At 69.4% G+C, this 12,692-nt stretch carries 14 protein-coding genes and 1 tRNA gene; 5 read left to right on the top strand and 10 right to left on the bottom strand.

Annotated features, from left to right (window positions below):
- Nucleotides 1–27: 27 nt before the first annotated feature.
- Complete coding sequence (locus H261_RS12350; RefSeq protein WP_235062919.1) at nucleotides 28–537, top strand: acyl-CoA synthetase; 510 nt, start codon at nucleotides 28–30, stop codon at nucleotides 535–537.
- Nucleotides 538–625: 88 nt separating this feature from the next.
- Here the strand turns inward: H261_RS12350 and rpoH are convergent, their stop codons facing one another.
- Nucleotides 626–1,516, bottom strand: a complete 891-nt coding sequence (gene rpoH, locus H261_RS12345; RefSeq protein ID WP_008617940.1) for an RNA polymerase sigma factor RpoH — start codon at nucleotides 1,514–1,516, stop codon at nucleotides 626–628.
- A 127-nt stretch (nucleotides 1,517–1,643) separates the two neighbouring features.
- Nucleotides 1,644–2,627: an RluA family pseudouridine synthase gene (locus tag H261_RS12340; RefSeq protein ID WP_052004248.1), complete on the bottom strand. Its 984-nt coding sequence runs from the start codon at nucleotides 2,625–2,627 to the stop codon at nucleotides 1,644–1,646.
- A 27-nt stretch (nucleotides 2,628–2,654) separates the two neighbouring features.
- On the opposite strand from H261_RS12340, the gene H261_RS12335 reads away from it, so the two are divergent.
- The 3 genes from H261_RS12335 (at nucleotide 2,655) to H261_RS12325 (ending at nucleotide 3,574) form a co-directional block, all read left to right on the top strand.
- Nucleotides 2,655–2,984, top strand: a complete 330-nt coding sequence (locus tag H261_RS12335) for a hypothetical protein (protein ID WP_008617937.1) — start codon at nucleotides 2,655–2,657, stop codon at nucleotides 2,982–2,984.
- A gap of 23 nt (nucleotides 2,985–3,007) precedes the next feature.
- Nucleotides 3,008–3,478, top strand: a complete 471-nt coding sequence (locus H261_RS12330) for a M67 family metallopeptidase (protein ID WP_008617935.1) — start codon at nucleotides 3,008–3,010, stop codon at nucleotides 3,476–3,478.
- A gap of 20 nt (nucleotides 3,479–3,498) precedes the next feature.
- Nucleotides 3,499–3,574 (top strand) — tRNA-Glu (locus tag H261_RS12325).
- A 128-nt stretch (nucleotides 3,575–3,702) separates the two neighbouring features.
- Here the strand turns inward: H261_RS12325 and H261_RS12320 are convergent.
- On the bottom strand, nucleotides 3,703–4,017 hold the full coding sequence (locus H261_RS12320; protein WP_235062918.1) for a hypothetical protein: 315 nt from the start codon (nucleotides 4,015–4,017) through the stop codon (nucleotides 3,703–3,705).
- A 126-nt stretch (nucleotides 4,018–4,143) separates the two neighbouring features.
- Between H261_RS12320 and H261_RS12315 the strand changes: the two genes are divergently transcribed.
- Nucleotides 4,144–4,416 (top strand): GNAT family N-acetyltransferase, encoded by a 273-nt coding sequence (locus H261_RS12315; RefSeq protein WP_456095270.1) that lies wholly within the window; start codon nucleotides 4,144–4,146, stop codon nucleotides 4,414–4,416.
- A 188-nt stretch (nucleotides 4,417–4,604) separates the two neighbouring features.
- On the opposite strand, the gene H261_RS12310 is transcribed toward H261_RS12315, so the two are convergent.
- From H261_RS12310 to H261_RS12280, 7 genes are read right to left on the bottom strand one after another with little or no spacing between them, the layout of a single operon-like run.
- The gene (locus H261_RS12310; protein WP_040476352.1) at nucleotides 4,605–5,768 is read right to left on the bottom strand and encodes an ABC transporter substrate-binding protein; all 1,164 of its coding nucleotides are present in this window, start codon (nucleotides 5,766–5,768) and stop codon (nucleotides 4,605–4,607) included.
- A 17-nt stretch (nucleotides 5,769–5,785) separates the two neighbouring features.
- Nucleotides 5,786–7,051, bottom strand: coding sequence for a tetrahydrofolate dehydrogenase/cyclohydrolase catalytic domain-containing protein (locus H261_RS12305; RefSeq protein ID WP_008617931.1), 1,266 nt, complete (start codon nucleotides 7,049–7,051; stop codon nucleotides 5,786–5,788).
- A 2-nt stretch (nucleotides 7,052–7,053) separates the two neighbouring features.
- Complete coding sequence (locus H261_RS12300; RefSeq protein WP_008617929.1) at nucleotides 7,054–8,214, bottom strand: amidohydrolase family protein; 1,161 nt, start codon at nucleotides 8,212–8,214, stop codon at nucleotides 7,054–7,056.
- Nucleotides 8,211–9,083 carry a dihydropteroate synthase gene (locus H261_RS12295; protein WP_008617927.1) on the bottom strand — a complete coding sequence of 291 codons (873 nt, stop codon included), beginning with the start codon at nucleotides 9,081–9,083 and terminating at the stop codon, nucleotides 8,211–8,213. Before H261_RS12295 ends, H261_RS12300 begins: the two co-directional genes overlap by 4 nt.
- Before the next feature lie 16 nt (nucleotides 9,084–9,099).
- On the bottom strand, nucleotides 9,100–10,674 hold the full coding sequence (locus tag H261_RS12290; RefSeq protein ID WP_008617925.1) for an ASKHA domain-containing protein: 1,575 nt from the start codon (nucleotides 10,672–10,674) through the stop codon (nucleotides 9,100–9,102).
- Nucleotides 10,671–11,357 carry a hypothetical protein gene (locus H261_RS12285; RefSeq protein ID WP_040476351.1) on the bottom strand — a complete coding sequence of 229 codons (687 nt, stop codon included), beginning with the start codon at nucleotides 11,355–11,357 and terminating at the stop codon, nucleotides 10,671–10,673. The genes H261_RS12290 and H261_RS12285 overlap by 4 nt, the downstream gene beginning before the upstream one ends.
- A complete protein-coding gene (locus H261_RS12280) occupies nucleotides 11,354–12,691 on the bottom strand; it encodes a methylenetetrahydrofolate reductase C-terminal domain-containing protein (protein WP_008617920.1) in 1,338 nt (445 codons plus the stop codon). Before H261_RS12280 ends, H261_RS12285 begins: the two co-directional genes overlap by 4 nt.
- Nucleotide 12,692 lies beyond the last annotated feature (1 nt).

Raw genomic sequence — 12,692 nt, 5'->3', positions numbered from 1 at the left:
GCATTGCCATCGGCGGGCGGTGGTGCCATGCTTCGCCCCATGGCCAAGAAGATATCGGCAGTGGATCGGGCGCGGGCGGCGGCGGCGGCCAAAAAGGGCGGCGGCGCACCGGCGGGCATCAACCGGGGCGTGGTCCTGATGGTTCTGGCCGCCCTGGTGCCGTTCTCGCTGCCCACCGTGGTGCTGGTCGGCTTCGGCATGCTGCCGACCCTGGCTTCATGGGCGACCGAAAAGGGGCCCAACAAATACGCCTTCCTATGCGTCGGCGGCCTCAACTTCGCCGGCGTGTTCCCCTACCTGTTCACCCTGTGGTTCGGCGTCCACACCCTGGACGAAGCCTTCCGCATGCTGACCGATCCCATCATGCTGATGACCGCCTACGGCTGCTCGGCCATCGGTTGGGGTATCTATGCCGCCATGCCGCCCATGGTGGCCAGCTACCTCTCCGCCAGCAGCCAGCGCCGGGTCAACAACCTCAAGGCGGCGCAGAAGAAGCTGATCGAGGAATGGGGCGACGAGGTCGCCAAGAAGGGCTGAGGCGACGCCCGGGAATATTCGCCCTTTCCGCATAAGAAAAAGCCCCCGACCATGGGCCGGAGGCTGTTTTCGTCGTCCATGAGGGGCGTTACGCCCGGTTCTGGGCTTCGGCCTGGGCGGAGGCGGACTTCACCGACTTCTGCAGCTTCTCGAAGGCGCGGACCTCGATCTGACGGACCCGCTCGCGCGAGATGCCGTAGCGCTGGGACAGATCCTCCAGGGTGGCGGGGTCCTCGGTCAGGCGGCGCTGGATCAGGATGGCCCGCTCGCGGTCGTTGAGCGCCGCCAGCGCACTGGTCAGCATGCCCCGGCGCTGGCCAAGTTCCTCGCGTTCGCCCAGTTCGGTCTCCTGGTCCTCGTGGTCGTCCACCAGCCAGTCCTGCCATTCCCCCTCTCCCTCGGCGCGCACCGGCGCGTTCAGCGAGTGGTCGGGGCTGGACAGCCGCCGGTTCATGGTGATGACCTCGTCCTCGGTGACGTCCAGCTTGGTGGCGATCTTGGCCACGTTCTCGGCGGACATGTCGCCTTCCTCGATGGCCTGCATCTGGCCCTTGAGCTTGCGCAGGTTGAAGAACAGCTTCTTCTGGGCGGCGGTGGTGCCCATCTTCACCAGGGACCAGGAATGCAGGATGTATTCCTGGATGGCCGCCCTGATCCACCACATGGCGTAGGTGGCAAGGCGGAAGCCGCGGTCGGGATCGAAGCGGCGCACCGCCTGCATCATGCCGACATTGCCCTCGCTGATCAGCTCGCCCAGCGGCAGGCCGTAGCCGCGATAGCCCATGGCGATCTTGGCCACCAGGCGCAGGTGGCTGGTCACCAGCTTGTTGGCCGAGGGCAGGTCGCCGTGTTCGCGGAAGCGCTTGGCCAGGAGGTACTCTTCCTCCGGCGGAAGCATGGGAAACTTGCGGATGTCCTGAAGGTAGCGCGTCAGGTTGCCTTCGGGCGCGAGCGACAGACTGGAAGCGATTGCCGTCATCGTCTCATCTCCTCTTTCGGCGCGGAGGGTTTTCCCTCGTTTTCGGACCGGCCCGTCAGGGAGGGTCCGTCGTCACCGGCTGATGAGACGATAATGTCATAGCTCTGGGCTCAAGTATAGGCGTTTTTTATAGAACCTCTAAAAACTGTATCAATGCATTGATATCAGCAGGCATACGGCTTTCGAATCGGATATCATATCCTTTAGTAGGGTGCGAAAAACCAAGCAGGTAGGCGTGCAGGGCCTGGCGCGGGAAGCCGCCCAGGGTTTCCCGCACCTCAGGTGGTAGGACCACCCGCCGGCTACTGCGAATGCGCCCATAGACGGGATCGCCGATCAGGGGGTGGCCCTGACTGGTCATGTGGACGCGGATCTGGTGGGTGCGCCCGGTGGCCAGGCGGCATTCCACCAGACTGACGGCGCCGCCGGCGAAACTCTTCAGCACCCGGTAGCGGGTCAGGGCCGGCTTGCCGCCGCTCCTGACCACCGCCATCTTCTTGCGGTCGTTGGGGTTGCGGCCGATATTGCCCTCGATCTCGCCCTGGCGGGGCGACGGCGTGCCCCACACCAGGGCCCAATAGGCCCGTTCCAGGGTATGCGCGGCGAACTGGGCGGCCAGCCCCCGGTGGGCGGCGTCGGTCTTGGCGGCGACCAGCAGGCCGCTGGTGTCCTTGTCGATGCGGTGGACGATGCCGGGCCGCCGGACGCCGCCGATGCCGGCCAGGGACTCGCCGCAATGGGCCAGCAGGGCGTTGACCAGGGTCTCGTCGGGATTGCCGGGGGCGGGATGCACCACCATGCCGGCCGGCTTGTCGATGACGATGAGGTCCTCGTCCTCGTAGACCACGGTGAGCGCGATGTCCTGGGGCTCGGGCTCGGCCGGGGCGTCGGGGGGCACCTCGACGACGAAGCACTGGCCGGGTTTGACCCTGAGGGAGGGGTCGGATATGGTCGTGCCGTCCAGGCCGACCCGGCCGTCCTCGATCAGGGCCTTGACGCGGGTGCGCGACAGCTCCGGCAGGCGGACCGCCAGCCAGCGGTCCAGGCGGGTGCCGGCCTCCTCGGGCTCGACGGCGGCGGGCGTCAGGCGCTGGGACACGGGGACGTCCATCCATGAACAGGGATTGAAGCGGGGACCATGAGAGCGATCAAGACGTTGGTGGTATTCCTGGGGGTGCTGCTGCTGGCCGGTCTCGGCCTCCTCGGCTATGGGCTTTACAGCAAAGCGCCGGTGAAGGGAACGCCCTCGGCCACATCGGGCGCGATGGCGACCGCCTCTGCGGCTGAATTCGGCCAGCTGGCGGTGCCGGTTCCCGCCGGTTCGCGGGTCGAGCAGATGGTGGTGGCCGGCGAGCGCGTCGTGCTGCGCCTCTCCGGCGGCGGGTCCGAGCGCATCCTGGTGCTCGATCCCGGCCAGGGCAAGGTGGCGGGCGGTTTCGTGCTGACCCCCGAGCCGGCAGTCCGCTGACGGGGCGGGGAAGGAGCGACGCCATGCTGGTCCTCTCGGCGACACAGATGGCCTCCATCGCCGCCGCCGCCGAGGCCGCTTGGCCGGCCGAAGGCTGCGGCCTGCTGATCGGCCGGGGACGGCGGGTGATCACCGTCACTCGCGTCGTGCCTGCCGGCAACCTTCTCAAGACCGAAGGCAACGACCGCTTCGAACTGGACCCGGCGGTCCGCTTCGCCGCCGAACGCTCGCTGCGCGGCACCCAAGAACGGGTGATCGGCCACTGGCATTCCCACCCCGATGGCAGCGCCCACCCCTCGGCCACGGACCTGGCCCAGGCCTGGGAGCCGGATCTGATCTGGCTGATCGTCGGAACCGCCGCAGACGCGGACGGCCGTCCGCAGGCCGTTCAGATGCGGGCCCACCGCCTGGACCGCGCCGCCGGGCGGATGTTTCCGGTCCGTATGGAAATGGCGGAAAAAAGAGCTTGCCAGGACCCCGTCTTTCCGACATAAAGCGGGCCTCGCGCCTCGACGTCCCCATCGTCTAGAGGCCTAGGACACCGCCCTCTCACGGCGGTAACCGGGGTTCGAATCCCCGTGGGGACGCCATGGCTGCGATTTTCCTATAAAATCAAGCAGTTAGCACTCGCCAGAGACCGGCGTGTGGCACAGGTCTGTGGCACGTTTTGTGGCACATTCCTGATCAGATCGGGTGTTTTCCGCAGCGGAAAACTGCTTCAGCAGCCATGGACCTTCCCAAGGCAGGCGGCCCGGACCAGAATCGCATCACCCGGATCGGTCATCCAGGCGATTGCCGCGATGTAGCCGACATGGTTCAAGATCGTCCGGCAGTGCAGCGGGGTCAAATCACCACCACCATTGTCGGTCAGCAGCCATTGGGCACGGCACAGGCCCAAGACCCCGAGCAGGTAGCTATGCCCCTCTTCGTCCATGCCCAGTGGCAGGGAGAACGGATAGTCCGTGGACAATGCCCGCAGGCGGCGTTCGATGGCCGCCTCTGGATGGTCAACTGTTGAAACGCCCAACGTCACCCACCATGCCGTTCGACATGACGCAGCCACTGATAGACAATTTCATCAACCCCGCCGGGTTCCCAGGCGATACAGCGAAACTCAATTGCGATTTCGTCAATCTGGACCGGGCAACCACCGAACCCGGTGCCCTGTCTGTTGCTGGGCCAATTGGCAACCGACCAGGGTTGGGCCGGGCAAGGTATCGGCACCGGCCTTCTGGCCCACGCCTTGATCCGGTGTGTTCAAGCTGCCCGGTTGATTGGCGGATGGGCATTGGTGGTCAATGCCCTCGACCCTGATGCGGCCGCTTTCTGGGAGCGACGAGGCTTCCTGCCGTCGAAGGACGATCCGCTGGTTTTATTCCGGTCTATCGCCGATATCGCAGCGTCGGTCAGGACCGCCGGGGAATCAGGCTGAAGGCGTCTACAGCCATGGGTAATTGAGGCTGTTTACGGGCTTCTGGCCAATGACGCCGGGGAGGAGGCCAAGCGACATCTCGCCGCTGGTCGCGCCGTTGGCGATCCTCCACCAGACCACCGGGGCACCGGTCCGGATTGGCGCCGCCGGCCGGGGGCGGGCCCGGCCGGCGGCAACCTCTCGCGGGGTTACAGGGGCCGGTTGCTCAGGACCCAGTCGCCGTTCCTGACCTCGATCATGTGATAGGCGTCGTCGCCCAGGCCCAGATGGTCGGTGGGCGACATGTTGACCATGCCCGCCGTGCCGATGAAGTTCCTGGTCTTCTCGATCTCGTCCCTGACCTTGGCCTTGTCGGTGCCGCCGGCCCGCTTGATGGCCTCGGTGACGATCATCAGCGAATCCCAGCCGTGTCCCGCCAGGGTGCTGACGTCCATGGGCTTGTTCCTTTCCTCGAACATGCGCTTGAAGTTGACCACCACCGGCCGCTGGGGATCGTTGGCGGGAAGCTGCTCGGCGACGATCAGCGCGCCGGCCGCCAGGCGCATGCCGTCGGCGGCGTTGCCCACCAGCCGCAGGAACTCCCGCGACGCCACCCCGGGGGACTGATAGACCGGAATGTTGAGGTTGAGCTGGCGGATATTCTTGGTCACCACCGCCGGGCCGTTGCCGCTGCCGAACACGAACAGGGTCTGGACGCCGGGAGTGGAGCGGATCTTGGCGAGTGGCGCGGTCACGTCGGGGTCCTTGGGGGAATAAACCTCGTCGGCGACGATCTCGATGCCGTATTTGGGCGCCAGGGCCACGGTGTGGTCGTGCCCGGACTTTCCGAAGCCGACGTTCTCCGACAGGATCGCCATCTTGGTCAGGCCGCGGGACTTCATTTCCGCCAGGACCCGGTCGGCGGCCATGCGGTCGGTGGGCGGCACCTTGAACACCCATTTGCGCACCGGTTCGACGATGCTGACCCCGCCGCCCAGGGAGATGTAGGGCATCTCGGCGCGCTCGATCAGGCCCAGCACCGCCATGGAGGTGGGCGTGCCCGATCCGCCGATGATGATGTCGACCTTGTCGTTGTCGATCAGGCGCTTGACGAAGGTGGTGGCCTTTTCCGGCTCGGACCCGTCGTCATAGGTGATCAGCTGGATCTTGCGGCCGAGAACGCCGCCCTCGGCGTTGATCTTCTCCACCAGCATGTCCAGGGTCCGTTTTTCCGGATCGCCCATCAGCGACATCACTCCCGTCACCGACAGGAATGCGCCGATCCGGATATCCTCGGCGGCGCGGGCGCCTTGGCCCCCGCCGACGCACATCATGGCAGCCACAGCGGCTCCAGCGACAAACTTTGCGATCATGACAACCTCCCTCTCTGTCACATTGCTTTTTCTGTCTTCTCCCGGATGACTTTCACCCCCACGGCGGAAGTCCCGGGAATGGCACTGGTCTTGCGGACCGACACGGCGGCTCGGTGCACGCGGGGATCGGCAAGGCAAAGCCCCGCGATGCGTTCGGCCAGGGTTTCGACCAGTTCAACATGGCCGGCGGCGGCCAGATCCCGTACCCGCCGGCTGAGCCGCTCGTAGCAGACCACCGGTTCCGCCCCCAGCGGGCGGCGTTCGCAGTCGATCTCCAGATCGATGCGGACCGGCTGAAGCGCGTTCATCTCCCACGGATGCAGGCCGATGGACATCTCCAGGTCCAATCCTTCCACCAGCACCCGGTCGACGGCCGCCGCCGCCGCAACCGCGGCGGGCCGGTTCAGGCCGGCGGCGCGCACGGCGTTGCGCATCAGCATGGCGACGGTGACCGGTCCGACTCCTCCCGGAACCGGAGTGATCCAGCCGGCCACGCCGCGCACCGCGTCGGTGTCCACGTCGCCCACCACCCGGGAGCGGCCCTGGGGATCGGTGATCTGGTTGATGCCGATGTCGATGACCACGGCGCCGGGCTTGATCATGTCGGGGCCGATCAGGTGGGGCCGGCCCACGGCGACGAACACCGCGTCGGCCCGCCTGGAATGCATGGCCACCGAGCGGGTCATGTGGTGGCAGACGGTGACGGTGGCGCCTTCGGCCATCAGCAGGAAGGCGATGGGCTTGCCGACGATCTCGGAATGGCCGATCACCACCACCTCCAGGCCTTCCAGCCTGAGGCCGGTGCGGCGCAGCATCTCCACCGAGGCCAGGGCGGTGCACGGGCCGATGCTGGAATTGCCGTAGACGATGTTGCCGATGGAGGCGGGGTGCATCCCCTCCACGTCCTTGGCCGGCAGGATGGCGCCTTGCAGGGATTTCACCGACAGGTGCGGCGGCACCGGGCGCTGCAGGATGATGCCGGTGACGGAATCGTCCGCGTTCAGCCGCCTGATCTCGGCCAGGGCCTGCGCCTGGGCGACGTCGGCCGGCAGGGCGAGGCAGGAGAAGCCGATACCGGCCGTCTCCGCCGCCCGGCGCTGGTTGCGCACGTACACCTCCACCGGGGCGGTATCGCCGATGGTCATGGACACCAGACGGGGCGGCCGTCCCAGGGCGGCGAGGCGGGCCGCCTCGGCCGCCACCTCCTCCAGAATGGCCCCCGCCACCGGGCGGCCGAGCATGTCGTGATGGGTGGGGGACAGGGCAAGGGCGGCGGCGGGCATGCTTATCGGTCTCCGCTGTGGGGCCGGCGGGCCTGGCGCAGGGCCTGGGGCTGGAGGAAGGGCGAGTGGGGCATGACCACGGGGTCGAAGGCTTCCCCCGCCCGGATCAGGGATGCCGGCTCGCCCCAGCGGGCGCGGGGCAGGGCGGTGGCGCCGGCCAGCAGGGTCTCCATGGGCACGCCCGCCCCGGCCAGCAGCAGCATCTCGTCCACCAGGCCGCCGCCGTGGGGCACGCCCTGGCCGCCGGCGTCGGAACCGCAATAGAGCGCCACCCCCAATTGGGCGGCCCGCAGGATGGATTCGGCATGCCGCGCCAGGATGGTGTCGAGACAGGCGAGGATGTCCGGACCGAAGCCCGAGACGTCGGGCGCCAGATGGCGCTGCGCCGCTACGGGGGCCAGGGTGGGGGTCCAGGCGATGCCTTCCCCGGCCATGGCCCGCAGGCTCTCCTCGTCCATCAGGTAACCGTGCTCGATGGAGTCGAAGCCGGCCCGGATGGCCACCGCGAGGCCTTCCGGCCCGTTGCAATGGGCGAAGGTGGGGCGGCCGTGCCGGCGGGCGGCGGCGACGATGGCGGTGGCGGCGGCCTCGTCGAACTGGGGCTTGCCCTTGACCGTGCCGCTGGCGAAGTCGATCACCCCGGTCAGCAGCACCTTGATGTCGTCGGCGTCCAGGCACAGCTCCGACACCACCCGGGCGGCGTCGCTATCCTCGGCGATGGCGGCGCCCAGGAACGAGCCGTAGCGGCCGGGGCGGTGGAGGGCCGGGCCGGGCGAGCGCAGCCGGATGGGATGGCCGGCCGCCGCCAGCTCCCGCCGGGCGGCGTGGTTGATGCCGCGCGGGTCGCCGGCGTCGCGGATCAGGCCGAGCCCGGCCCGCCACGAGGCTTCGGCGTTGGTCCGGGCGACGGCCAGGGATTCGGCCTCGCCCGCCGCCATGGCCTGCTTGCGCCGGGCCGGGTCCAGCTCGGCGCCGTCCAGGAAGATGTGGACATGGGCGTCCACCAGGGAGGGCATGGCGAAGGCGGCGCCATCCCGGGCGTCGACGCCGCCTTCCACCCGCTCGACGCCCAGGATGGCGCCGCTCTCGTGGAGGATGGCGTAGGGACCGTCCGCGTGATGGCGCTCGCCATCGAAATAGGAGCCGACGACGAGGCGCTTCATGCCTTGTACAGCTTTCTGACCTGACGCAGGGCGTCGAGGCCCGAGCGGGTGATGAAGTCGCGGAAGACCTCCATGACGAAATCGTCCTCGGGCAGCAGATGGTACTCCTTCCACGGCGTGCCGAGGATGGTGTCGAAGCCCAGGGGGGTGGCGATGGTCAGGAAGGCGCATTCCAGCTTGTGCTTGAGGTCGGCGCCCTGGGTGGTCTTGGCCGGCAGTTGCTGGCCGATATTGCTGATGCCGCCGGTGATGTGGACCCCGGCCAGATCGGGATCGGAGCCGATCGTCCGGATGGCGTCCAGCGCCATGCGGGTCAGGCCCTCGCTGTCGGCGGCCATGGCGCTCACCGAGACGTCGATGACGAGGTCGTCGTGGGGCACCCCCAGCCGGTCGGTGTGGGCCACCATGCGCCGGGCCACGTCGATCACGTCCTGGGCCTTGACGTTGCGCCGTCCGGCGCCGTCCTCCAGGCGCTCCGAGGCCATGACGATCACCTTGCAGGGCCGGATGGCCAGCATGTCCAGCATGTCCAGGCGGGTCTCGGCGATGGAGTTGATCATGGGCTTGGCGCCACCCGCCTTGTCGGCGTCGTAGGTGGTGAGATAGATCCGCTGCAGCTCGGGCGAGGCGGAGTCGAACGACAGCGGGACGGGAACTGCCTCCTGGATGGCCTTGACCATGTCGCGGGCGAAGCCGTGATCCTTCTCGCCCGCCATGCCGGCATTGACGTTGAGGTAGCGGGCGCCGGCCTCGGCCTGCCTGACCGCCAGGGCCTGGATACCGGCGATATCCTTGGTCTCGAACAGCGCCTTGGTGCTCTTGAAGCCGGGATTGATGCGCTCGCCGATAATGGTCCATTGCTCGTTCAAGGAAAGCCTCCGTTGGTTACAGACCCATCCGGGCGATGAAGCGTTTCTGGAAGTCCGGGCGGGCTCCCAGGTCCAGGTGATGGGCGGTTCTGGCGATTTCGCCGGCCCGCCGCCGGGCGCCGTGGCAGGCCAGCATGCGGCCGACCCCGGCACCGGCCGCGTTGCCCAGTTGGCTGAAGCGCCCGGCCTCCAGGTCGGGCAGCATGCCGATGGCCACCGCGTCGCCCAGGTCGATGTATTTGCCGAAGGCGCCGGCCACCAGCACCCGGTCGAGAGCGGCCGGGCCGATTCCCTCGTGCTCCAGCATCAGGTCGAGGCCGGCGCGGATGGCGGCCTTGGCCAACTGCACGTTGCGGATATCGGCCTGGGTGAAGGTCACCGGCGGCCCGCCGGTCTCGGCCTCGCCGGCCAGGACCACCTCGCGGACGTGGCCGCGTTCGCGCACCAGGGGATGGTCGCCGCCGAGCCGCCCCCGCCGGTCGACGATCCCGGCCTTGCGCAGCTCCGCCATCAGCGACAGCACGCCCGATCCGCACAGCCCCACCGGGTCGGCGTCGCCGATGACGCCGAAATCGGCACGGTCGCCATGGATGCGGACCCGCTCCACCGCACCCGGCGCGGCCCGCATGCCGCAGGTCAGCGCGCCGCCCTCGAAGGCCGGCCCCGACGGGCAGGAGGCGCTGACCAGCCGCCCATCCCGGAAGAGCGAAATCTCTGTGTTGGTGCCGATGTCCAGCAGGGCCCAGCAGCCCTGGGGCTCTGAATCCAGGACGTCCAGCAGGGCCGCCACGTGGTCGCTGCCGACAAAGCCGGCGATGTTGGGGCCCACATGCAGCCGGGCGCCGGGGGCGAGGCCGAAATCCTCGGCCGGCCGGTCGTGGGCCTCCGACAGCAGCGGGCGGTAGGGCGCCTTGACCAGCCCCTCCACCGCCAGCCCCAGCAGCAGGTGCTGCATCACCGAATTGCCCACCACCGCGAGATGATGCACGGTCTCGGGTCGGCCGCCGGTCACGGTGTGGGCCAGGGCGGCGATCGCCGTCACCGCCAGACGGCGCAGCTCGCCCGCCGCCTCGGGGTCGCGAAGCGCCCGCCCTCCCCGGCTGATGACGTCGCCGCCGTAGATGGCCTGGGGATTTTCCAGCGCCGCCTGGGCCACCACCGCGCCGGTCTCCAGATCGATCAGCGAGGCGGCGAGGTTGGTGGTGCCCAGATCCACCGCCAGGCCGAGGCCGGACGCCGCGACCGGTTCGGCGATGCCGACGCGGGTGGCGGTCATGGCCTGGCCGTGCATCACCGCCGCGCCGTGGGTGCGGGCCGAGACGTGAACCCGGCAGGACTGGGAAATCCGGGTCTGGCAGGCGCGGCGCCAGCCGGACTCCAGCTCGGCGGCGGAAAAGACCTCGCGGTCGGGGGCCGATGCCTCGGGCAGATGATCGCCTTCCAGGCGGATGGCGCAGGAACGGCACTTGCCCCGCCCGCCACAGCTGGCTCCGATCCGCGCGCCCAGGCGCCGCGCCGTCTCCAGCAGCAATTCGCCGGCGGGCGCGCCGCCGTCGATCCCCGAGGGCTGGAAGGAGACGCGGATGCTCATCGGCAGACCTGACGGGTTTCCGCCGGCTTGCGGCAGCGTTCGAAATAACGGCATTCCCGGCACGAGCTGAGGCGGCTCCAGCGCTTCAGGTCGTCGCCCAGCGCCACCACCATGGACAGGGATTTCAGCGGCGACAGCAGGCCGCCCGCCACCACTTCGATTCCGGCGTCGGCCGGACGGCCGATTTCGGCCAGCACCGACTGGGCGGACAGCGGCAGGCCGGGGTCGCCGGGAAACAGCGCGCCGCCGGCCCGCAGGCCGTCCTTGCGCGCCTCGAGGCGCAGGCCGGCCAGCAGCCGCTGGCCCAGCCGCCACACCGCCTTGGTGCCGATCTGGTCGTACAGGGCGGCTTCCACCGCCGCGCCGCGGGCGAAGCAGGCGGAGGTATGCTCGGCGAAGGCCGGGCCCAGGGTGGCGAACACCACCGCCGCCTTGCGGGCGCCCTTGAAGCGGTTGACGAAGCTGCCCCTCAGTTCCGGCCCGTCCGCCAGGCGCAGGCAATCACGCCCCTCCATCCGGGCGGAAACCACCCGGACCGAGGCCCGTGGCATCAGCAGGGTCTCCATCTCGGCGGCCAGTCCGTGCAGGCGGCGGGTGACCGCCGGGCGCGCGCTGGTCTGGACCGAGGCCATGGCCTGGCGCGCCAATCCCCGGGCGAGGCGGGCGGGATCGATCCGCATCATGCTACCCGCCGGCGCTGACGCGGGCCGGCAAGGCCGGCCGCGGTGATGACGCCCTCGATCATCTCCAGGTGATGGTGGAACATCAGATGGACCCCGGCCACGCCGTCGATCCGGCGCAGGGCGCCGATCAGCTCCACCGCCAGGGCGGCGCCCTCGGCCACCGGGTCGGCGGCCTGTTCCAGCCGGCGCACCACGCCGTCGGGGATGCGCACCCCCGGCACCTTGGCGGTCAGCCAGCGGGCGGTCCGCGCCGAGGCCACCATGCCCACCCCGGCGATGACGTGGCAGCGGCGGTGCAGCCCGGCGGCCCGCAGCCGTTCCATGTACAAGGTGAAAGCCGGGATGTCGAAAACGTACTGGGTCTGGACGAACTGGGCGCCGGCGGCCACCTTGGCGGCCAGCCGCTGGACCCGGGCGGGCTCGGGCGGGGCGAAGGGATTATCCACCGCCCCGATGAAATAGCCGGGCGGCACCGTCAGGGCGCGGCCCGACAGGAAGCGCCCGCCGTCGCGCAGGGTCTTGGCGGTGGCGACCAGGGCCACCGCGTCCAGGTCGAAGACCGGCTTGGCCTCGGGATGGTCGCCGTTGAGCACGCCGTCACCGGTCAGGCAGACCACGTTCTCGATGCCCAGGGCGGCGGCGCCCAGCAGATCGTTCTGCAGCGCGATGCGGTTGCGGTCGCGGCAGGTCATCTGCATCACCGCGTCATGGCCGGCGCGGCGCAGCAGGGCGGCGGCGGCCATGCTGGACAGGGCGCAATGGGCCGCCGATCCGTCGGTGACGTTGATGGCGTCGACCCAGGGGCCCAGCTTGCCGGCCTGGGCCAGCAGGGCCGAACCGTCGGCGGCGGTGCCGGGGCCGATCTCGGCGGTGACCACGAAGTCGCCGGCCTCCAGCCTGGCCTGCAGCCGTCCCTTGGCGAACGCCCGGTCGGGCGGCAGGTCGGGGGCCGCCGGCTTGGGGTCGAGAATCTCGGCCAGCCAGGCGGACCGGCCGGCCCGGCGATGGTCGAGCAGCGGCTGGCGCGGCGGCAATTCCCCGTCCAGCCGCGACCAGATGTCCTTCCAGGCGCAGGCCATGGAGGCATCCAGCTCGCAGGTGCCGTTGGACCGCACGCCGCCGCACGGGCCGTTGCGCAATCCCTTGGGACAACGCATGGGGCAGCCCATGCCGGTGGCGTCCAGCGCGCACTGGCCGCACATGCGGCAGCCGAACAGCCGCCGCTTCAACGCCCGCTCGGCCCAGGCCAAAGGCTGCTCCAGCCGCCGGCGCCCGATCAGGCTCACCAGGGGGCGCAGCAGCGAAAGAGCCTGATGCCAGCGGGCGGGGGTCATC

Source organism: Paramagnetospirillum caucaseum (assembly GCF_000342045.1).
Classification (GTDB): Bacteria; Pseudomonadota; Alphaproteobacteria; order Rhodospirillales; family Magnetospirillaceae; genus Phaeospirillum; species Phaeospirillum caucaseum.
Note: the sequence above shows the minus strand (reverse complement) of the source record. Positions and strands in the feature narration are given on the sequence as shown.